The sequence below is a fragment of the Paenibacillus sp. FSL F4-0100 genome (assembly GCF_037993005.1).
Taxonomy (GTDB): Bacteria; Bacillota; Bacilli; order Paenibacillales; family Paenibacillaceae; genus Paenibacillus_AQ.
Window position 1 is genome coordinate 7375721 of record NZ_CP150303.1, and the last position, 21949, is coordinate 7397669.

At 48.8% G+C, this 21949-nt stretch carries 20 protein-coding genes; 8 read left to right on the top strand and 12 right to left on the bottom strand.

Features of this window, described 5'->3' with window-relative positions; all coding sequences use genetic code 11:
* Positions 1-103: 103 nt before the first annotated feature.
* On the bottom strand, positions 104-1180 hold the full coding sequence (locus tag MHH48_RS33475; protein ID WP_076323799.1) for a branched-chain amino acid aminotransferase: 1077 nt from the start codon (positions 1178-1180) through the stop codon (positions 104-106).
* Positions 1181-1302: 122 nt separating this feature from the next.
* Here MHH48_RS33475 and MHH48_RS33480 point away from each other — a divergent pair, with 122 nt between their 5' ends.
* Positions 1303-2193 (top strand): LysR family transcriptional regulator, encoded by an 891-nt coding sequence (locus MHH48_RS33480; RefSeq protein WP_076323798.1) that lies wholly within the window; start codon positions 1303-1305, stop codon positions 2191-2193.
* A gap of 61 nt (positions 2194-2254) precedes the next feature.
* On the opposite strand, the gene MHH48_RS33485 is transcribed toward MHH48_RS33480, so the two are convergent.
* The 6 genes from MHH48_RS33485 to rlmN form a co-directional block, all read right to left on the bottom strand.
* Positions 2255-3073, bottom strand: coding sequence for a GNAT family N-acetyltransferase (locus MHH48_RS33485; protein WP_076323797.1), 819 nt, complete (start codon positions 3071-3073; stop codon positions 2255-2257).
* A gap of 379 nt (positions 3074-3452) precedes the next feature.
* Complete coding sequence (locus MHH48_RS33490) at positions 3453-3989, bottom strand: GNAT family N-acetyltransferase (RefSeq protein ID WP_076323796.1); 537 nt, start codon at positions 3987-3989, stop codon at positions 3453-3455.
* A gap of 317 nt (positions 3990-4306) precedes the next feature.
* On the bottom strand, positions 4307-5248 hold the full coding sequence (gene mphI / locus MHH48_RS33495) for a macrolide 2'-phosphotransferase MphI (protein WP_076323795.1): 942 nt from the start codon (positions 5246-5248) through the stop codon (positions 4307-4309).
* A gap of 510 nt (positions 5249-5758) precedes the next feature.
* The gene (locus MHH48_RS33500) at positions 5759-6049 is read right to left on the bottom strand and encodes a DUF6509 family protein (RefSeq protein ID WP_076323794.1); all 291 of its coding nucleotides are present in this window, start codon (positions 6047-6049) and stop codon (positions 5759-5761) included.
* Positions 6050-6151: 102 nt separating this feature from the next.
* Entirely contained in the window at positions 6152-6622 is a 471-nt protein-coding gene (locus MHH48_RS33505; RefSeq protein ID WP_076323793.1) for a DUF3052 domain-containing protein, read from the bottom strand.
* Between the two features lie 148 nt (positions 6623-6770).
* Positions 6771-7832 (bottom strand): 23S rRNA (adenine(2503)-C(2))-methyltransferase RlmN, encoded by a 1062-nt coding sequence (gene rlmN / locus MHH48_RS33510; protein WP_076323792.1) that lies wholly within the window; start codon positions 7830-7832, stop codon positions 6771-6773.
* Between the two features lie 311 nt (positions 7833-8143).
* Between rlmN and MHH48_RS33515 the strand changes: the two genes are divergently transcribed.
* Positions 8144-9625: an FAD dependent oxidoreductase gene (locus MHH48_RS33515; RefSeq protein WP_076323791.1), complete on the top strand. Its 1482-nt coding sequence runs from the start codon at positions 8144-8146 to the stop codon at positions 9623-9625.
* 57 nt (positions 9626-9682) lie between these two features.
* Positions 9683-10279 (top strand): TetR/AcrR family transcriptional regulator, encoded by a 597-nt coding sequence (locus MHH48_RS33520; RefSeq protein WP_076323790.1) that lies wholly within the window; start codon positions 9683-9685, stop codon positions 10277-10279.
* 92 nt (positions 10280-10371) lie between these two features.
* Here MHH48_RS33520 and MHH48_RS33525 read toward each other — a convergent pair whose 3' ends face one another.
* The gene (locus tag MHH48_RS33525) at positions 10372-11331 is read right to left on the bottom strand and encodes a metallophosphoesterase family protein (protein ID WP_076324071.1); all 960 of its coding nucleotides are present in this window, start codon (positions 11329-11331) and stop codon (positions 10372-10374) included.
* 190 nt (positions 11332-11521) lie between these two features.
* Between MHH48_RS33525 and MHH48_RS33530 the strand changes: the two genes are divergently transcribed.
* From MHH48_RS33530 to MHH48_RS33540, 3 genes are all read left to right on the top strand, one after another.
* Complete coding sequence (locus MHH48_RS33530; RefSeq protein ID WP_076323789.1) at positions 11522-12295, top strand: DeoR/GlpR family DNA-binding transcription regulator; 774 nt, start codon at positions 11522-11524, stop codon at positions 12293-12295.
* A complete protein-coding gene (locus MHH48_RS33535; protein ID WP_076323788.1) occupies positions 12295-13146 on the top strand; it encodes a DMT family transporter in 852 nt (283 codons plus the stop codon). Before MHH48_RS33530 ends, MHH48_RS33535 begins: the two co-directional genes overlap by 1 nt.
* Before the next feature lie 104 nt (positions 13147-13250).
* Positions 13251-14054, top strand: coding sequence for an alkaline phosphatase family protein (locus MHH48_RS33540; protein ID WP_076323787.1), 804 nt, complete (start codon positions 13251-13253; stop codon positions 14052-14054).
* Between the two features lie 82 nt (positions 14055-14136).
* Here MHH48_RS33540 and MHH48_RS33545 read toward each other — a convergent pair whose 3' ends face one another.
* From MHH48_RS33545 to MHH48_RS33560, 4 genes are all read right to left on the bottom strand, one after another.
* Positions 14137-14667 carry a cysteine hydrolase family protein gene (locus MHH48_RS33545; RefSeq protein ID WP_076323786.1) on the bottom strand — a complete coding sequence of 177 codons (531 nt, stop codon included), beginning with the start codon at positions 14665-14667 and terminating at the stop codon, positions 14137-14139.
* Between the two features lie 329 nt (positions 14668-14996).
* On the bottom strand, positions 14997-15950 hold the full coding sequence (locus tag MHH48_RS33550; RefSeq protein ID WP_076323785.1) for an L-lactate dehydrogenase: 954 nt from the start codon (positions 15948-15950) through the stop codon (positions 14997-14999).
* An 8-nt stretch (positions 15951-15958) separates the two neighbouring features.
* Positions 15959-17512 (bottom strand): lactate permease LctP family transporter, encoded by a 1554-nt coding sequence (locus MHH48_RS33555; RefSeq protein WP_144023481.1) that lies wholly within the window; start codon positions 17510-17512, stop codon positions 15959-15961.
* A gap of 222 nt (positions 17513-17734) precedes the next feature.
* Positions 17735-18214, bottom strand: a complete 480-nt coding sequence (locus tag MHH48_RS33560; protein WP_076323783.1) for a MarR family transcriptional regulator — start codon at positions 18212-18214, stop codon at positions 17735-17737.
* 356 nt (positions 18215-18570) lie between these two features.
* On the opposite strand from MHH48_RS33560, the gene MHH48_RS33565 reads away from it, so the two are divergent.
* Together MHH48_RS33565 and MHH48_RS33570 are read left to right on the top strand one after the other, a co-directional pair.
* Positions 18571-19665 carry a GntR family transcriptional regulator gene (locus MHH48_RS33565; protein WP_076323782.1) on the top strand — a complete coding sequence of 365 codons (1095 nt, stop codon included), beginning with the start codon at positions 18571-18573 and terminating at the stop codon, positions 19663-19665.
* A 34-nt stretch (positions 19666-19699) separates the two neighbouring features.
* Positions 19700-21892: a GH92 family glycosyl hydrolase gene (locus MHH48_RS33570; protein WP_076323781.1), complete on the top strand. Its 2193-nt coding sequence runs from the start codon at positions 19700-19702 to the stop codon at positions 21890-21892.
* Positions 21893-21949: the final 57 nt, after the last annotated feature.

The window sequence follows — 21949 nt, forward strand, 5'->3', positions numbered from 1 at the left end:
GAAGAGCCCGAAGGCCAATTAAGAGTTGGATCACCGAGAGAGCTGTGATGAACAAAAAAAGGACCCTGCCTCAGTATGCCTGGGCAGGGTCCTTATAGGTTCATTAAGATAACGTAAGCTCAACCGTCCAGCCGAACGGATCCTCAACCGTTCCGAGCTGGATGCCTGTGATGGCATCATATACGCGTTTAGAGAGTTCGCCCGTTGCTCCCTCACCAATCTTCAATTGCTCATCCTGCCATTCCAGGGATCCAATCGGTGAAATTACCGCTGCCGTACCGGTACCAAAAGCTTCGGTCAACAAGCCGCTGCGGTGGGCCTCCACGATTTCATCAATGGAGATGGCCCGTTCTTCTACCGGGATATTCCAATGCTGAAGCAGTTGGATAACCGAGTTCCGGGTAACGCCATCCAGGATGCTGCCATTCAGCGCCGGGGTTACGACCGTATCGCCCAGCTTGAAGAATACGTTCATGCTGCCGACTTCCTCGATATATTTGCGATGTACGCCATCGAGCCACAGCACCTGCGAGTATCCCTTAAGCGTTGCTTCATCCTGCGCCTTCAAACCTGCCGCGTAGTTGCCAGCCGTCTTGGCATTGCCCACGCCGCCGGCTACGGCACGCACGTATTTCGGCTCCACATAAATGCTGACCGGATTGATGCCTTCTGCATAATACGAACCGACCACCGACAGGATAATCATGAACTTGTATTGCAGTGATGGCGCTACGCCAAGCACGGGCTCGGTTGCGATCACAAACGGACGGATATAGAGCGATGTGCCCGGCTCTGAAGGAATCCAGTCGCGGTCCACGAGCACCAGCTGCTTGAGCGCTTCCATAACAAGTTCCTCGTCCAATGCCGGAATGCTCAGGCGCTGGTTGGACAGGTTCAGCCGCTGAATATTTTTGCTCGGGCGGAACATGAGAATTCGCTCATCTTCCGTCAAGTAAGCCTTCAGGCCTTCAAATACGGTCTGCCCGTAGTGAAATACCTTGGCGGCAGGGTCCAGTTCGATCGGCTGATACGGAACGACGCGCGGATCGTGCCAGCCTTGACTAGCATCATAATCGAGAATAAACATGTGGTCCGTAAATACCGTGCCGAAAGCCTGTTTGTAGTGGCTCGGCTTTGTCTTCGGGGTGGTCGTTAACTCCACGGGTATCGCGTAAGTCATGTGCACACATCTCCTTATTTTGTAAACGTTATTAGTTGAATCATATCAATCGATACCCTATATTAAAAATATCTGATTTATAGGGATACCATACCTTAAAGGTATGGAGAGGGGGTATGAAGATGGACATTCGACAGCTACGATATTTCCTGACGATTGCGCAGGAAGGACAGATCACGCGTGCAGCAAAACAGCTCAATATGGAGCAGCCTCCATTAAGCCGTCAGCTGAAACTGATGGAGGAAGAGCTCGGCGTTCTGCTGTTTGAACGCAGCGGCAAGCAGCTTCAGCTCACACACGCAGGCGAGCTGCTGCAGAACCGAGCCGCATCCCTGCTGAACCAGTTCAATGAAACCCTAACCGAGGTGAAGGAGATCCACGCTGGAATCCGCGGCATGCTCTCCATCGGCGCCGTCGTCTCCTGTATTTCGCTCTTGCCCCAGCGCATCCAGATTTTCCGGCAGCAATATCCCGAGGTCACCTTCAAGATTCGGGAAGGCGATCACTCCCTGCTGGCGGATCAACTCGACAAGCGTAATATTGAGCTGGCAGTGACCCGGCTCCCTTTCGAATCCAGCTTCGGGCCTGAGCGTTATGCCGTTCGGCCTCTGCCCTCCGACCCGTTCGTCGCGGTCCTTCCAAGCAGCTGGGAAAGTGTATCCTCCCATTCGGAAATCTCGATGCGCGAGCTGGCCGAATATCCGTTCTTATCCTTAAAAACCGATCAGACGATCGGGATGCATGAGCGGGTCATCCAAGAATTTAAGCGCGGCGAACTTGAACCGCATGTCATTTGCGAATGCTCCAGCGTTGCCATTATCGTTGCTCTGGTAGCTGAAGGCATCGGTGCCACCATTTTACCCGAGTCGGTGATGTCCTCATTTGCGATTCCCAACATCCGGACACTGTCCATTACGAGCGCTGATTTCCAGTCCGACGTGGGCATTGTCTGGCTGAGGGATCATGTACTATCCAATCGGGCCCGGCATTTCTTAGCTACCTTTATAGAATAACATTTGTTGATGCCCCTCGTCTTCCCCGGCTTTGTCCAAGCCGTGCCACTTTATGGATTCACTATTCATTGTTAACAAACTTGAAGTCTCGAATCGTTCCGCACCGGATAAACCCGATATTTTGGTACAATCGATTGGAGTCCGGGTTGACCTGATCGGCATACAGCATGGGTACCAAACCGTCCTGCAGCAGACGAAGTCCAAGGTCTGCAACCAGGGCGCTGGCATACCCCTTTTTCCGTTCAGCCCTCGGCGTGTATACTGCGTTTATGCGACCGTGCCTTGGCGAACGGTGTGCAAGATTAGCCATCGAGACCGCTTTGTCACCGGCTATCCATAAATACAACCCGCCCTGCTGAATGAGTCGCTGCGCTGTCTCGACTTGGCTTGCCGCATTCGCGCGGACCCCATAAGCATCCTCCGAGAATCCAACCAGAAACCGGGCCACCTGCTGCGTATCTTCTTCAGCGGCCTGCCTGATCGCGCCCTCGACAAAATGAGGAGGCTCCACAGCGGGGGCATGATAAGACTCCATGATCATATGATGACGGTAGGTCCCTTGACGCTCCTCTGCATAACAACGTGCAAACTGCTCTGCCACACCCGGCTCCCCGGTCACCCCAGGCAGGGTCACCGCTTCAAGCTCGCTTACCAGCTCTTGGAGCAGGTGCTGCCGCTTATCCCCGGAAACCTCCCGGGAAATCCATAACCACGCGTTCCCCCGGGGAGACTGCGCAAAGATCATCCGTCCATCCGGCGATTTCAGCCCCATGTTCTGCGGTGACCCAGCAAGGAGATGAATCAGATTGTATGACACCTCATCCTGAATAAAATCTTCCTGGTACAGCACCTCGTCCTGAGGCATCAATTTCGCAAGCATACGTACACTCCTCTCTTTTCCATGGTCTAAAGGAACACAAAAAAGCCCCGTCCCTTGTAGGGACGGAGCCTTGTCTCCGCGTTACCACCCTGATTCGCACCGGTCAAGCCGGTACGCACTCTCGTCATCATCCATCAATGATGCCCCATGGTAACGGCAGGGAATACCGGATACGCCTCAAGTTATAAACGATCGGCGGATCTGCTCCGAGGTGATGGCCATACATCGCCGCTGACTGCTTCGCACCACCCAGCAGTTCTCTGATTCAACTTCCACTTGCGACCCTGGCGTCCTCATCCTAGCATTTTCGAAAAATTTAACTCAGTTTACTCCCAGCAGCATCCAGCTGTCAAGCCCGATTCCACATATGAAGAAATGCTTATTTGTTATTAAAACGGAAGACCAGCATATCCCCTTTTTCCGGATGGACGCCTTCATGCTCCGTATATCTTCCGCCCGTGTACGTGTTCAACGTCTTGCGCCAAAAAATCTGGGTACTCATATTGCGCTCGGTCGGATTCGTTTGTAGCTCCCATGCACCTTGGAACTGATCGAACACAAGCTCAGCCGCTCGTTGGGCTACACCTTGTCTTCGAAAAGTCCGAAGCACAAAAAAATCATTCAAGTAGTACTGAATATTCGGCGATGGAATGTACGGGGTGGTCGCCACCAGGGCCAACCCTGCCGCGATACCATCTACAGAGATCAGATAAGGAAAAAGAACCGATGGCTGCTCCCACCACATATCGAGCTGCTTGCTCTGTTCGCTTAAGGTCGGCACATCCTCTTTTTCAAATACACCGAACCGGTTAGGACGGACCCCCCATATCTCAGCAATGTCATGCAAGTACAGTGGATAGATGTTATGCAGAATAAATGACTGTTCCTTCGGGCATAAACGTACCTCAATATTCACGGTCAATTCCCTCCCTAAATGAATGATGTATGTAAGTTTAGTATGTCTAGGATAACATATTTACTCTTCCAAGAGGTTTACAGGTATGTAAATTGCGTTACGAATGTAGTAAAAATCTGTTAACCTTACTTCTTATTTCACCATGATTTCATTATATGTCCTACAGCTCATCCAAAATAATGTTGAATTCTGTTAATTTATATCATGCAAAGAGCCAACCGAATGTATGCATCGGTTGGCTTGTAGTTTTCTAGAGAGCTGTATTCAGTGGGTTTGCCGTCTCACCAAACAGTATAAAATTCCTTGCCGACAATCTCCTAGTTCGAGGAGGCTTCCTCCGTCAATCCTAGGGCATTCCGCGCCATCGTCATATACTCTTCCTGACTCGTCAGGAGAGCGAACTGGGCAATCAGCACGGGATAGGCGGCATGCTGCTCGACAATATGATCAAACATGCGCGGCCACACCTTCCCTCCGGCTTGTTCATACCGGTCCAACAGGACGCGGAGATTATGCTCGCCATAAATGGCGTAGTATAACACGAAGTCTTTGGCGGGACTTGCTACCTCCGACTCCGTCCAATCCAAGAGCCCGGTAACCTGCACGCGCTCATCAATCAGGATATGCGGGGGATGAAGATCGCCATGGATGAGGGCAGAATGCGTTGGCCAATAGGAATCCTCTTCCAGCCATTTCTGCCATCTTTCCCACAGCGCATCGGAGACGCCCAGACGGTTCTTGATGTCTTCCATATTTCGCGCCGTCTCTTCACGAACCTCTTGGGGACTCTTCACCCGCAGACCTGCTGCTCGCGCCGCATCATGATCGATGCCATGCAAGGCAACCAGCGTCTCAGCCAATGAGCGGACAAATCCGTCACCCGGGTTCTCATGATCCATATTCCATGCATAGCCTTCGGAGCTGACGGAAGCGGCAGGCTCCCCACTAAGCAGCGGGTAGGCGATGAGCTCCGGCGTATAAATCCGCCAATCTGGTACATCAACCGGAAGATAGGATGGGATCAGCTTAAGGACCCGGGCTTCGTTATCAGCCCTTTCCAGCACATCCGATCGCCTCGGTTTACGCAGAATCCACCGTGCTCCGGTCCCTGCTTCCTCTGCGAATCCAACAAGGAAATCCATGCCGGATTCATTCATTTCAATTCCCTCCGGATTCAAATTTACCCCGTGTTTTCCGGTAATCTCCAGCATCTCTTGTATAATTTGTGTATACTCATCATTTTGTTTTGCTATTGTCATAAGGAATCAATCCCCTTCCATATTTCATTGCATCATCGCCGTCATAACAACAAAAAAAGCACAGGCATCGAGCTGCCTGTGCTGGGTAACCGGAACGGGTTCTATAGCTGTCCACCGTTCCTGGAATGCCTAATCTAAATACACATCCAAATAAAACAGGAAGGTGAAAACACCGTTATCCCGCAAATGAATAGACGTGTATTTCTATAGACATATCATAAAAATGGGTTACGTAAAAAAGACGGACCCATCCCGATTACCCTGCATCTGTGCAGGTCTCTTTAGCGCTATTTCATTAGCCGCGAAAAGATCTCAATCGGGAATAATCCAACATACGTAACCCTCCGTTCGTTATAAGTTGTGTTTAACTTTACCAAAACCATCCGTACTTTGCAAGACCTGCCTCGGCAATCATTTCCACTTTCCATGGAAGAACCTACAATCCGTAATGTTCAGCATAGAATGACCAAGTCACCCCGCAAGTGCCTGTTTCACATCTTCCGACTCTATTTACGCTTCCTGCAAATGCTCTTTGCAAAAAGCCATGAGTTCTTCCTCTTCCTCGGGCTCCATATCGAAGTCCAGGTACTGGTCCGTTGTCCGCTCATAGAAGTCGTACTTTACAATGCGCGAACGCTCCTCATCGTCCAGGTAAATCACTCTCAAATAGACGCCATGCTCCGAATAAAGCTCATCGTCCTCGGGCACGTCCAAATCACATACAAACTCAAAACGTTTGCCTGTCAGGATTCCAAAAGGATCCTTCACCAATTCAACGCTGTATTCTTTGATTGTCAGCATATTCCCATCCTTCCTATCACTCTACTCATTATACACAACAGCGCATTTTGGGGCAGGGCAGCCAATATCAATATACCCGATCTACCGTATGCAAGCCGACCTTCATTTATCGTCCTCTTGACCGGTCCGTTCCTTCCCCTTGGCAGTTGCTGCGAACGTTCTGGTCATAGACTTGATCAACTCTACTTTACGGTAGCGCATGGCCGACCAATCCTCATCGATAGCGATTTGCCGAACGGGCTCATAGCCTTCTTCAGCAAGAATGCCCGTAATGCTCTCCCGGCTGCAATCGGAGTTCCTGTAGGTCTTGGACGACTTCTTGGGGTAACACAGCCACAGCAGGCCGTTGTCTGCCACGGAGCTGGCTGCGATCTTGGCAAACCGCTGCAATTCGTCATTGCTTGTCCCGAATGCTTGCACAAAATCGTACGGCACTTGTCTAGGCTCGGTATGAACATCCCCTTGCAGGGAGTTGATGACCTCATGATAGGCCTGCGGCGCGTTTAGCATCAGAACCGGCTGGCCGAGGTCTTTGAATTGCAGCTTTTTGACGGTTGGATGTGTCTCCAGCATGTTTAAGTTCATTCCTCTCGATTCGATTGTAATATAAAGCACTTCGGACACCTTATTAAGAAGAGCATACCCATATGAGTGGGTACGCCCTTTCAACTGGCCAATCCATACGGCGGAAAAATCCCCCTGAGATTGCACGTTATTCTTGTTACTGCGCTTTCTTAATCTGCTTGCTTCGCAGCTGCCCGCAGGCCGCATCGATGTCGGTTCCATGCTCCAGGCGAACGCTGCAGCTGATGCCTTGTTTTTTTAAGGTATCATAAAAAGAGGTGATCGATTCTTTCGTGCTGCGCTGATACTGGCTGTGCTCATCTACCGGGTTGTACGGAATGAGGTTCACATTCGCCAGATTGCGTCGCTTGCCAACAAGCTCTGCCAGCTCGAGCGCATGCTCAGGCTGATCGTTTACATCCTTCAACAGAATGTACTCCAGCGTGATGCGACGATTCGTTTTTTCCAGATAATAATCAATCGCTGCCATCAGCTTCTCGATCGGAATCGCCTTGTTAATCTTCATAATGCGGGTCCGGATCTCGTCATTCGGCGCATGCAGGGAGATGGCCAGATTTACGCCCAGATCACTGTCCGCGAACTCGATGATTTTGTTAGCCAGTCCGCTGGTCGATACCGTAATATGACGGGGACCGATGGCAAGCCCCTTATGATCCTTGATCACGCGAATGAAATCCGACATGTTCTCATAATTATCAAACGGCTCCCCGATCCCCATCACTACGAGGTGGCTGACCCGCTCGCTTTTGCCTCTTTGATCCAAGTGAAGCTGAACCTGCATGACCTGTTCCACAATTTCCGCTGCGGATAAATCCCGGCTTTTCTTCAGTAAACCGCTGGCGCAGAAGCTGCAGCCGATGTTGCAGCCGACCTGGGTGGTCACACAGACCGATAAACCGAATTTATGCCGCATCAATACAGTCTCAATCAGGTTGCCGTCCACCAGCTTGAACAGGAACTTAACCGTTCCGTCCAGAGATTCCTGCTTGGTATGCTCCTCCAAGGTCAGAATCGTATAATGCTCCGCGAGCAGCTGCAAGCACTCCGGATGCACATCCGTCATATCGGAAAAAGCGGTGACCCGCTTCCGATACAGCCACTCCCATACCTGTGTTGCCCGAAACTTTTTATGTCCACGCTCGCCAAGCCAAGCTGTCAACTGATCTAATGTTAATCCATAAATGGATGGTTTGTTCATTGATTGGTCCTCTTTCTATTCATAGTCCACTCCTTATTGTCCCAAAATTCCGAAGCGAACACAAGGGGAGTTATAGGCAATTCACGCTTCTTGTACGTAAAACAGGATTGACATATCCAATAAATACCTTTATCTTATCATTGACTGACTTAATCAATCATAAATATGAATAGCAGAAGGGAGACATCGGCTCGATGTTCAACGAAGTTCACCGCCATCAGTCCTGCCCCTGTATTCCAAATTTGAATTTCAGAAGGAGCTTTTGTGTTTATCATTGACTGACTAAATCAATCTATATTGGAGGTCTTCGAATGAAAACAAAAGGCAAAGCGCTCATTCTAGGTGGAGGCATAGCCGGACTATTCACTGCAACCGTGCTATCCAAGCATTATGACGAAGTGATTGTCACGGATCGGGATGAGTTTCCGGCAGGACCGAAAAATCGGGCAGGTACGCCGCAGGCCTATCATCCGCACCGTTTCCTTGAGCGCGGCAAAATGATCGTTGAACGATGGTTCCCTGGCATAACCGAGGAATTACTTCAGCAAGGGGCTCATTCCCGAGGACTGAAATCCGTTAAAATGACCACCCGCTACGGCACGCTGGAACTGCCCGATGAGCCCAATGCGGGATGCAGCCGCCCCCTGCTGGAGTGGACCCTGCGCAGCAGAGTGGCCAAACTGCCCAACGTTACTCTCTTACCGAAACTGACGGCGCAACAATTGCTGTTTGACGCTGACAAGAATGCCGTTACCGGCGTTGTGTTCCGGGATAGAAGCGTCAAGGAACCGGCGCTCCTTCATATGAATGCGGATATCGTCGTTGATGCAAGCGGGCGTGGGTCTAAGCTCGCTGATTGGCTGCAGAACCTCGGGTATGCGATACCGAAGGCAGAAAGGCTGCGCATATCTCTCGGTTACAGCACGCGGCTCTATAGGGTTGCGGAGGAAATTCAGGCTGTGTGGAGTACCATCCTGAATGAAGGAGATCCCTCCCTTGGTATCGGTACGGCCGTATTCAATCCGATCGAGAACCAGATCGCGGAGGTGGTTCTATACCGCGCTGGAGGAGCTTCCTATCCGACAACCGACCATCAGCTATACGACCAGGAAGCCCAAAATCTGTTCGGTGCCACCATCGGAGATTTGCTTCAGCAGCTTGAACCGGTCTCAAGCCCGCGGGGCTACCGGATCGAGGAATGCGTGAGACAGCATTTTGAGCAGATGAAGGATTGGCCTTCCGGTCTGCTGGTCCTCGGCGATGCCTTCTGCAGCTTCGATCCGATATTCGGCCAGGGCATGACGGTGGCGGCCATCCAGGCTGATACGCTGGATCAGTGCTTGCAATCGATGCAGAATGGTGTCCTGTTTGAGGAGGGATTCGAACGCTTCGCCCTTCTAAAGATTCAATCCGCCATGGAGCCTGCATGGTGGCTTAGCGCAGCTACGGATCTCAGATGGCCGGGCGTGACATACGAAGGCCATCTGTCCGCCCAAGGATTCTCTTTTGCCCAGAGCCTGTTTGATATATGCCAGGAGCTGGCTTATGGCCATAACGATATGGCCGTATTCGAACAGTACATGATGGTAACAGGTCTTTTCGCTTCGCCTCAGGATTTGTTTAATGCAGAGTATATCACCTCGCTTGTGAATGCGGACCCATCGGGAAAAGGTAAAGCTTGGCTCCATCAAGTATTACAGGAAACAAACTTGCCGCTGGAAGAATTATTGGCGCGGATCATCCCGGTCTTTAATAACGAATTCCTGCCCTCATTGATGGGATTGCCCGATTAAATCAAATGCGTTATTGTTGATATCAGCAAGAGAATACCATGATGAGGGATGGACGCAATGGCCCCGTTAAACGAAGAACAACTGCATCAAATACGCGACGAACGAAAAGAACAAATCATGCAAGCTGCCATCAAAGTATTTTCTAGAAGAGGTATTTTCGGAACCAAAATGAGCATGATTGCCAGCGAAGCCAGAGTCAGCCATGGCCTTCTCTATCATTACTTTAAATCCAAAGACGAGTTGTTCATCACGCTCGTTCAATGGTCGATGGAGGAGGCACGGCTAGCGCTTTCCGAAATCTATAACGTGCCCGGTACCCCTCTTGAGAAAATTACATTGCTAACCTCCATGATTCTCCAAGAGGATGATAATTCGCACTTTATGCTGATTCAGCAAGCACGTACCTCAGATGGCGTGCCCGAAGAGGCCAAGCGGATTATCGAGAACTATTCCATCCATGCCTTCGTTGACCAGCTGATGCCGCTGTTCGAAGCAGGGCAGGACGCCGGAGAGATTGCGGCTGGCGATCTGAGGGAGTTGGTGGCCTGTTATTTATCCGTGCTATCGGGATTAATGACGCTGAAGTCCCAAGGGGATCCGAGCTATGCGCCCCCTAAGGCGGAGCTGCTGCTGCGACTGCTTACGAACGGATAAAGGTAATAACGCAAACCAAACACACCTCCAAATGAAACTACCCGGATCATTTCCGTACATTTCATAAGAGGTGTGTTTTTATTATTGTCGTATTAGAGGAGCGCCCCGGGTTCATGCTTCTCCTGCTCCCGTATTTGCGAGCCGTCGCTCAGCGTAATCCAAGTGTCGAACTGCCGCTGTCCTTCATGCAGGCAAATAACCCTCGCACCACGGAGCATGCCTTCCCGGCCATATGTACCATAACCGGTAGCTCTGCCGTAACAGAGACGGATGCCGTGCAATTCCCCCCAGTAATCATTGATATGATCATGTCCGGCAAAAGTGCCCATCACATCGCCCCGCTCCAGCATGGCCGCGAACAGACCGGTATTCACTTCGGGACAGCACACTCTCTCGAACTTGCTCCCGTAGCACGTTTTCCGCTCCCAGACTTCATGATACTCCGGTAGAGGGATATGGAAAAAAGCCAATGCGGGCAGCGGATTTCCTTGATGCTTGGCACTGTAAGCCAAGGACGCCATCTCATACCAGCGAATCTGATCGCGCCGAATCCAATCGTACCCCGGAACAGCAGGATGTTCAGACTCTCTCCCTGAATCGAAGAAATACAGAACGGCCGCCGTGTCTTTCCCATGACTGTCGTACAACGGAATCGTATAATTACCAACGCCGTGAACTTCTGGCGAGCCATGCTCTGCACAGTTGTAGGTGTGCTGCAGAGCTGCATTCATAAGTTCTTCACGCGTGACATCCCCCTCCGTATCATGATTCCCGAATACGAAAGCCCAGCGGATTCCGCGTGACTCCACCGTCTTGACAACATCCTTGAAGGCCTGCACCGGATCCTGGCACTTTTTCCAGCCGGGATCGGCTTCGCCCGAATAAATGAGATCGCCCGTAAATACCACCAAATCCGGCTGCTCCAGGTCCAGTACCGTTTCCATGCAGCGCCGGCTCATCTGATCCTCCGGCTCCCCATTCTTCCAATGAATATCTGTGAACTGCACAATCTTAAAGGTATGATCGTCTCCGAATCGAAGAGTTGGCTTCAACATAACCGTCTCCTTTACATGGCATGTGGTTTTTTAATGAATTCTTGTGGTTTTATGTGTATATTAGTGGAGGTAACGACGAAAAGTCAATGATTTTTCGTTGACAATCTCGTTTTACCAGCCTAATATAAGATCGAATCCACATCTTCGGTCAACATCAGTCATATACAATATTGAGGTGAATGAATTTATGTCTGTAACCTATGAGGAACGCAGGGGGAAGATCTTAAATCAATTGGAGCTTGAAGGCAAGGTGAAAGTCCACGCCCTTGCGGAGCTGCTGGAGGTATCCGCAGAAACAATCCGGAGGGATTTGGATCGGTTAGAGAAAGAAGGCCAGCTGCGCAAAGTTTACGGCGGCGCCGTCAAATCCCGTTCCGGGCATATTGAGCCTTCCTTCACGAGTCGTTCCCAGACATGCGCAGAGGAAAAGGCCGCGATTGGTAGACTCGCAGCTTCCCTAATTAAGGAAGGGGAGACCGTTCTGCTCGATAACGGAACAACCACGATTGAAGTCATGCGTTATCTTAAGGACCGGTCTGATGTCACGGTCATCACCCACTCGCTGCCAGTCCTGAATCTGGCGATGGAGATTTTCCAGGGAAAGATTATTTATATCGGCGGGGATATGGACCGGACTAAACAGGCGGCAACAGGTCCTCTGACCGAAATGCTGCTGGAACAGTTCAAGGTCAATAAAGCGTTTATCTCGGCCGGCGGCATCTCATTAACCGATGGCATTACCGATTATGATCTGGATGAAGCCTACATATCACGAAAAATGCTGGAGCGTTCCGAGGAAGGCATCGTCCTTGCCGATCATACGAAACTCGGGGTAACCACGTTCTCGAAGCTCGCCAAACTGGAGGACATCTCCATGGTTATCACGGATCCAGGCTGTTCACAGGAATGGGTGGATAACCTGTCCGCTCGCAGCATTGAAGTCCTTATCGGACATTTCTGATGGAACTGCTATCACTGCTGCTGGTGCTGTCTTCCGGTTTAACCCATGCCCTTTGGAATCTGTTCACGAAGCGAAGCATTCATAAATCGGTGTTTCTGTGGTGCATCCATTCTGTCACCTTAATCCTCCTGATGCCTTCTTTTCTCATGGAGATGTCAGGGCTGAAGCTGGAACCGCACATTTACGGACTTATGCTTCTGTCCATGACCATCCAAGGCTTCTATATCACGCTGCTCTCCAAAGCCTATACTCATGGCGATATGTCCCAGGTATACCCGTTTATGCGAGGGCTTGGCGCTATGCTGACTTCGCTGTGCAGCCTCGTGTTGTTCCATGAGCATCTAAGTGCAGCAGGTTATATGGGCCTGAGTATCATCATCTTTTCGCTGTTTGCTTTATCGGGTTTGAGATTCAAAGGCCCTTCCAGCCTGAACCCCAAAGCCTTAAGCTATGCTTGCCTGGTCGGGCTTTGCATTTCAGGATATACCCTGACCGACAAGGCCGTTCTGGATGCGGGGGTCTCCCCTATCGCGCTAATCCAGTTATCCAATATCAGTTATTTCATCGCTCTGATCGTTCCCGTGATGCTGTCAAGAGGGCTAAAACAGGAATGGTCGGTGAACTGGCGCACGATCCTGCTGGGCTCCATCCTGGCACCGGGATCTTACCTGCTGTTCCTGTTCGCCATGCGGCTCACCCCGCTTGCGCACATCGCGCCGGTCCGTGAAATGAGCACGGTATTTGGCACCATACTCGGCATCATCGTTCTGCGTGAGCAGCAAGGCTGGCGGCGAATCATTACGTCCGTGCTCATCACGCTAGGTATCGTGACCATTGCCTTATGGGGGTAGCAATCGTCATCGCAAGTCAGCAATCCTTTACACATTTTGCATAATGTCTTATTCAACTTCAATGCTTAAAGATCAAATTGTTCTTACCGAGGAGGAGTTTATCGATGGCTAAACGTGTCGTTATTCTTGGAATTGATGGAGCAGGCAGGTTCGTTCAAGAAGCGGACGCACCGCATCTTCACGCCCTGCTGCAAGCAGGAGCATACTCGTACGATGCTCAGACCGTATTTCCCAGCATCAGTGCTGAGTGTTGGGGCTCGCTGTTATATGGCGTAGGACCGGACCAACATGGTCTTGATAATGATCGGGCAATTCACCAGCAAATTCCGGAGAGTTTCCCCTATGCTTCACTATTCAAGCTGGCCCGCCAGCAATGGCCGGATGCTCCTCTGTCTGCATTCAGCTGCTGGGAACCGATCAATACAGGAATCATTGAGAATACGATCAACGTTCATATGGAATCCAAACCGGACCCCGAGCTGACGGAAGCCATCGTCGATTATATTCATCAGAAGCCCAATTTCAAACTGATGTTCATTCAGTTGGATCACCCCGACGGTGCGGGCCACAAGTACGGATTCGGTACCGATAAGCAGCTGGAGCAGATTGCCGTTACGGATAAGTACGTAGACATGATGGTCAAGGCACTGGATGATCAGCAGCTGCTGGAAGACACCTGGATCATCACGGTCACGGATCACGGCGGCGGAGGCGCTCATCCTAATGACCACGGCAGTGATCACCCGATGGATATGACCATCACCTGGGGGATTACAGGTCCGGGCGTAAAACGCGGCCTTCTCGATGCACCGATCAGCATCATGGACACGGCCGCCGTCATCGGTCATGTGCTGGGGCTGCACGCACCGGATTGCTGGGAAGGAAAGGTACCTGAAGGAATATTCTAATCCGGAAATTCGAGTTAGGGGGAAGCCCGTTCCAAGATGAATCACTTTCTCTTACCTATTCAATATGAAAAAAGCCGGCGATTTACACGCCGGCTTCTGTCGTTAAGACGATCTCTTCTGTTGTTTTTAGGTCCGCAAACCATTTCAGGGTAGCGTTCACATGATCTATGATCTGCTGCGCGGTTAACACCGAATTGTTCCAGGTGCTGTGAGCATCTGATACCAGCGTGACATCGTAGCCCAAACTGAATGCTCTCCTGCATGTGGTATCTACACATAACTCACTCTGCATACCCGCAAGAATGACATGTTGGACACCTTTTCGTTTCAGTTCTTCCTCAAGCGTCGTGTTATAGAATGAATCCGGTCTGGTCTTCTGAATGATCGTATCCGACATCGCAGGCGCAATCTCAGGGTTAACCTTCCACGCCTCCGACCCTGCCTTCAAACTTTCGTCATTATGTTGTATGTAAAAGACAGGAATGCCGCCGCTTCTAGCTATTGCGATCAGCTGCTTGAGATTGTGGAGCAATCGATCTCCTTCAAACACCGGATCATTCACTTGAAACATCTCATTCTGCACATCAATGACCAATAGCGCACTCTTCTTCAACTATAACACCCTCCTGTACGATCCATTTACTCCTCGGCTTTATTATAGAACGAACGTTCCTGCTATGTATATGAGCATTTTGCAGTAACCTGAGTCCTTGATACACAAGGAGTTCCAAGCATAAAAAAGGACTTCACCCTAACTTAGAATAGAGGAAGTCACCGCGAAGCAGGACGGGGCCATCGTGAATAAAGCAGCCTACATGGTCAACAGCAGTTTGAAAAATAGCATGGCTAAAATGCTGCAGGTCCGCCCATTTTGAGAATCAAGCCTCGCATTAAGCTTTGATTGCTAGCAGATTCTGCTATCTTTAAATCGATGCAAAATGCTCATTTATTAAGTCCATGGATAGTTTCTCTCATAACAGCTGCTGATTTTTCAAGCATCTGTCTTTCGGTTTCATTCAAATCAATTTCAATAACTTCCTTAATTCCAGTACGATTTACCACAGCAGGTGTACTTAAATACAAATCGCTTTGCCCATATTGTCCTTCCATCAAACATGACACCGGAAGAATACTATTTTCATCTGCGAATATTGCTTTAGTGATCCGTACCAAACACATACCAATGCCATAATAGGTAGCACCTTTTCGATCAATGATGTGGTACGCGGCATCTCGTGTATTTTCGAAAATACTCAGTAATGCAGCTTTATCTCCTGAGTTGTTACGTCTAGCCAATACTTTCTCTAAACCTTCAATCCCAATAGCTGCTTGAGACCAAACCGGAACTTCGCTATCTCCATGCTCCCCAATAATTGCAGCATGAACATTACGTGGATCGACTCCAAGATATTCACCCAACATGAAACGAAAGCGAGCACTATCTAAAGTCGTTCCTGATCCGATTACACGCTCTTTTGATAAACCACTCTCTTTCCAAGCAACATAAGTCATAATATCAACAGGGTTACTTGCAACTAAGATGATACCATTAAATCCGCTCGCCATAATATCTCTGGTAATACTTCGAATAATCTCCGCATTCTTACCAACCAACTCAAGACGTGTTTCATTTTTGTCCTTTTGGGGAGCACCTGCGGTAATAACCACGAGATCGGCTTTCTCGCAGGCGGCATACGTACCAGAAGTTACACGAGTAGTGGTTGAAGCAAATGCCATACCGTGTTGTAAATCCATTGCTTCACCTTCTGCTCGCTTTTCATTAATGTCAATTAGTGTTAACTCTTCAACAACGCCTTGATTGATCAAGGCGTAGGCATAACTACAACCTACCGCTCCTGTACCCACTAATACCACTCGGCTAATTTTGTTCTTCATAAATCCTCCTAGTATAGTAATAGGTTTATTATCCCAATGGCAACAAGGAATATTAGACTTATTTTGATTGTAAATTTAAACAATAGATTTTCCTGTCCACTTAAACCTACTGATGCTGCCGCTACGGCTATCGATTGTGGGCTGATCATTTTAGCCATGTCGCCACCAATCACGTTGGCTGCAACCATTGACCCGGGATCAATTCCGATTTGGCTAGACGTTACGGCTTGAAGTGGTGCAAATAATGACCCACTGTTGACCACTGATCCAGTTAGGAATACACCTATCCAACCCAACACTGGAGAGAATAATGGAAATAACCCTCCAGTCGAAGCGAATGCTAACCCTAACGTAGACGACATTCCGGAATAATTACAAATATAAGCAAAGGCTAAAACACTGCATATCGTTATGATTGGGAATAGCAGTTCTTTAAAAGTATCTTTTATTGAACTTTTTACCGTTGACCATTTAATACGGTAAATCAAAATAGTCAACAATCCTGCTAGTACGATCGCGGTAACGGTTGAAGATAACAGATCCACGTTGAAAATCGCCGCATACGGACTAGGTTCGGTTGTTATTGGTGGATGCTTGATAATTTCGTTATGAACACCTTGGATTGGTATCTTTAAAATGAGATCGTCAAATGTGACTTGTGAAAACAAAATTACAAATACGGTGAGCATGATGAATGGTAGCCACGCGACTGTAACTTGTCTAAAATCACTTTTGTATTTGGTTTTTTCACGCCACAAAGTAAATATCGTGAGAGCGATCAAACTCAAACTTGCAGCCAAAATATCAACGAGAACTGCACCAATCGTATTGAGTACTGCAAATTGTACTAAGGCGAAGGTTCCTCCACAAACAACGATCGATAACCAAGTCTCACGAATGCCTTTCATTCCATCAACCAGAAATACAACTAAGAATGCAACAATGAAGCTGACAATCGGAATAATATAAGATGTATAGCTTGCCACATCTAATGGAGATAAATCGGTCAATTGGGCCGGAGTAGTTACTGGTATGCCCATTGCACCGTAAGACCCTCCTGCAATATTAGCAACTAAGCATATACCGGCGGCATTGATTGGTTTGAAACCCAATCCAACGAGGATTATCGCTGTTATTGCGACCGGGGCTCCAAACCCGGCAGCACCTTCTAAAAATGCCCCAAAGCAATAGGCAATCAGTAACACTTGGATGCGTTTGTCCGGAGTTATTGAGGTTATACTTTCTTTGATGATTTCAAATTTTCCGGTTTTAACCGTTAACTTATAAAGAAATATTGCAGCTAATACAATTGCTGCCACTGGCCAAACTCCTGTTAATGCCCCGTATATTCCAGTTCCCAATACTTTAGAAAAAGGCATTCCGTAAGCAACCATTGCAGTCAACGCCGCAATAACAACACTCAAAACTCCTGCTATGTAGCCTTTAACTTTGAATACTGACAAAACGATAACAAAAAATAATATGGGTATTGTAGCAACAATTGCCGATAACCAGATATTATTTAATGGGTCATAATGTTGGTTCCATTCCACTAAACACACCTCACCATATAAAAGCCGTGCCCAAAGATTGAGTACGGCATTAGTATGATGGAGTCATATAGTTTTTATTCATCGGATGTCTACGGTCGTAGGCCTTCTGTAAAACTCTAAAAATTTACGTCCACCCACGCAAACAAAGGAATCCCTCTCTTAGGACTCCTTTTACCTCTTCTTCAGCTCCCCATCGTAAAGCCGATAAAAAACAGCCAAGGCAACTTTTAGCTACTCCTCCTCGACGATAACCCCCGGGGTTGCCGACTTTTTCTTTACATTATACTGATGAAGCTTCCTCATGGTCTTGTAAAGCTGCTGCAACTCCTGTTCATCCAAAATGTCGAACATAGAAGTTTGGAAATCTGACAGCAGCGGGATAATCTCTTCTAGTAGGGCCTGTCCCTTATCCGTTAGCGAGATATACTTTACCTTCCAATCCTGCTTGCGGACAATCAGGCCCAGCTTCTCCAGTCGTTTCACCATATGCGAAACACCGCCGCCGCTAATGGAAAGATATTCGGCCAGCTCCTGCTGTGATAAAGGTTGGTGGGCAAAAACCTGAATCAAAACGTCGAATTGGGCAACCGTGATGCAAAACGGCTGTAAGAACTCATTCGAGAGGTGGTTGCCAATCTGTTGAAAACGGGTAATCCGAATCCAAGACAGCATGGCTAATCGGTTCTCCTGATGAAATCCCAATTGTTTCATTGACTCCCTACACCTCCACTCCCTTAATCACAGTCAATTTATCACTCAAGTGAAAAACTGTCAAATCAACGCCCGCCGCTCCTTGAATATTTGATATATCAACTAGTAGTATTATTCGTTTATTATATATACCAATTAATTCTCTCCAATTTATCGGTGCTGAGAGCGCCTAATCTTGAAATATAAACGCGAAAACGATATTATGGACATAGAATCTTTGAACTACATGCACAATGAGCAGTGTATTCATTTTGTACATTCAAACATAACAACTGTAACTTTTTATCAAAAGTATCAATTAGACTTTGATATAAACACCATAAAATGATATATCAAATTCAGGGAGGAGATCCGCTTTGGAACAAATTCCACTATACCAACATATCGTAAATGCTCTAACAGCCCAGATTGAATCCGGGGAGCTCCAGGCTGGAGATCAGCTACCGACCGAAGCTGAGATTTCGAAAGAATACAACGTCAGCCGGATCACCTCGAAGAGGGCGCTGACCGAGCTGGAGAATGCCAAGCTGATCTACCGGATCCAAGGTAAGGGAAGTTTCGTGAGCACAGACAGGGCCCCACACAGGCCCCTGGGCAAGACGAACAAGGAGATTCTGCTGATTCTACCGTTCACTCATAACCCGGGGCTTGGAGATTATGAAAAAGGCATCAACGAATTTCTCGCAACGACCGACTATACCCTGAACATTCAGTCCAATACGATTGTCGGACAGCGGAAGCTGCTGGAGGCCGCGCTACAAAGCGCCAATTCGGGATTGATTCTCTACCCGATAAGCAGCATCTCGGATCTTGGCATTCTGTATCAGTATCACCTGGCAAAGTACCCGCTTGTGACGATGGATAAATGCATTGAAGGCATTCCATTCCAGTCCGTTGTCTCCGACAACTTCGGCGGCGGATACTTGGCCTCCAAACATCTGATCGAGAATAATCATAAGAAAATCGCCTTTATCTCCTCCTTGAAGGTAGAGAACTCTTCCTCGATCCGAGAGCGGTATTTCGGTTATTTGAAGGCTCTGTATGATTACAGCCTGATCGATTACAGCGTCAGTGACTTGACCGACTGGTACTTGACCCACGACAACGACAACGGCAGAGAATACTATATTCAGTTTATCCAATCCGTTGTGACACAGGGAATTACGGGGATTGTTGCCGAGAATGACCTGATTGCGATCGAGATCATTCAGATTGCCAAAGAGCTGGGTCTATCGGTACCGGATGATTTCTCCATCGTGGGCTTTGACAACATTCATCTCGCAAGCTTCGTTGAACCCAAGCTGACCACCATATCCCAGGACTTTGGACAGATGGGATATCAAGCTGCACAAAGCCTTATCACCCTGATCGAGAATTCCCTGGATCAACCGAATGAGAATGTCGTAGTTCCCGTTCGTCTCATTGAACGTCAGACCGTAAAAAAGCTGTAACACGCCTATTTCTAAAATCAAAGGAGACTTTTACATGCTAAACTATATCGATACAAGGCAAGGCACCAACAATCAGTACACTTATTCCAACGGGAATGCGCTCCCTTATACGGGTGTACCTTTCGGTATGAACCACTTTGTTGTCCAAACCAAAAATGAAGGAAGCTGGTTCTTCAACCCCAATGACCGCGTCTTCCAAGGCATTCGCCTGACGCACCAGCCAAGTCCATGGATGGGCGACTTCGCCCACTTCCTGATGACGCCGATTGCGGACGACAAAATCAGAGGGTCCGTCTTCACCTGTCAAAGTTCCTACCGGCCCGAAGAAGCGATATTCAAGCCCCACTATCTCAAAGTAAAGCAGCAGCGTTATAACATCACCACGGAGCTGGTTCCCAGCACCTACGGTGCGGCAATGCGCATGAAATACAATTCCGGGCAGCAGGCAGGCTTTGTCCTAAACGTTAATAACATAAGCGAATTCCGACTGGATGCAGCCCAGCGCAGACTAACGGGCTATGTCAGCAACTTCGCAGGCTGTCACGATGACGGGTTCCGTATGTACGTAGCCATGAGCTTTAGCAAGGACATAGATCTCGCAACAACAGGTTATTACAACGAGGAAGGCCAGTTCTTCCCTGAGATTGCTTTTAGCGGTGTCGACCAGCATGCCGTCATTCGTTTCAAAGACTGTGAAGGGGACGTGCTGGAGGTTAAACTGGCAACGTCGTTTATTAGCCTGGAGCAAGCAGAGCTTAACCTTGCGCGCGAGCTGAACACATCCCTGGATGAGCGGAAGGAATTGGCTGCGCAAGCTTGGAATCATTACCTGAACAAAATCCGGGTCACTCACCCGAACGAAGAATATATGCGGACCTTCTATACTTGTCTTTACCGCATGTTCCTGTTCCCGCAGAAGTTCTATGAGCTGGATGCCAACATGGAGCCGGTACATTACGATACAACGGCCCGATCCGTCAAGAAAGGGATTCTCTATACCAACAACGGCTTCTGGGATACTTACAGAACCGTATATCCGCTCTATTCCATCATCGCACCGAAAGAATATGAAGAAATGCTGGAAGGTTTCCTGAATTCCTACCGCGAAACCGGCTTCCTGCCGAAATGGCTGTCTCCGGATGAGCGCGGACTGATGCCAGGTACGCTTATTGATGCCGTCATTGCGGATGCCGCGGCTAAAGGATTGGCTCCGCACCTGATGCCGGAGCTGCTGGAAGCCATGCTGACTGCCGCTACCACGCAGAGCGGAAAGGACTGTTATGGACGTCAGGGAACGATGGACTACATACAGTACGGTTACGTGCCAAACACCTATCACGAGAGCGTGAACCACACGCTGGATTACGCATACAGCGACTACTGCATCAGCCGCGTGGCCGATGTCTTGGGCCGATCAGATGTAGCGGATCAATATAGACAGAGCGCGCTCAACTACAAGAATATCTTCGATACGGAAACTGGGTTCATGCGGGCAAAGGATCCGAACGGCCAGTTCCGACCGGATTTCAGTGATACGAGCTGGGGGCTCGATTATGCCGAAGGAAGCGCCTGGCAGACCAGCTTTGCAGTGTTCCAGGATTTCCAGGGTTTGATTGAGGAATACAGTTCGAAGGAACGATTTTTCGACAAAATAACCGAATTGTGTAACAAAGCACCGGACTTCGACGTGCGGGGCTACGGCTTTGAAATTCATGAGATGAGTGAGATGGCTGCCATCGACTATGGCCAGCTGGCCATTTCCAACCAGCCAAGCTTCCATATTCCTTATCTGTTCAACTATGTAGGGCAGCCGGCTTCTTCCCAGGTTGTCATTAAGCAGCTGATGTCGAACCTGTTCAACAGCGGCTTTAACGGCTTCCCGGGTGATGAGGACAATGGAAGCATGTCCGGATGGTATGTATTCAGCTCCATGGGCTTCTACCCGGTATGTCCAGGCAGCAATGAATACGTCCTCGGTATCCCGTTATTCGACAGCGTGAGCATTGAGCTGCCAAACGGTAAGCAGATGTTGATTCATACCGACAACAATAATCCGCAGTCCAATTTCGTTGCGAACGTTCAATTAGAGGGACAAGATTATACCAAACTGTACATTACGCATGAGGATATACTGGCAGGCAAGTCCCTTGATTTCCGTCTCGGACTGGCTCCAAGCTATCGTTCTTACAGCCCTGATGAGTTGCCGTTCTCGATATCGAAGAAGTAACTGTTACAACTATGCTCATATAAGAAAGGGGCATCCCCATTTAGGTTAGCAGCCTGG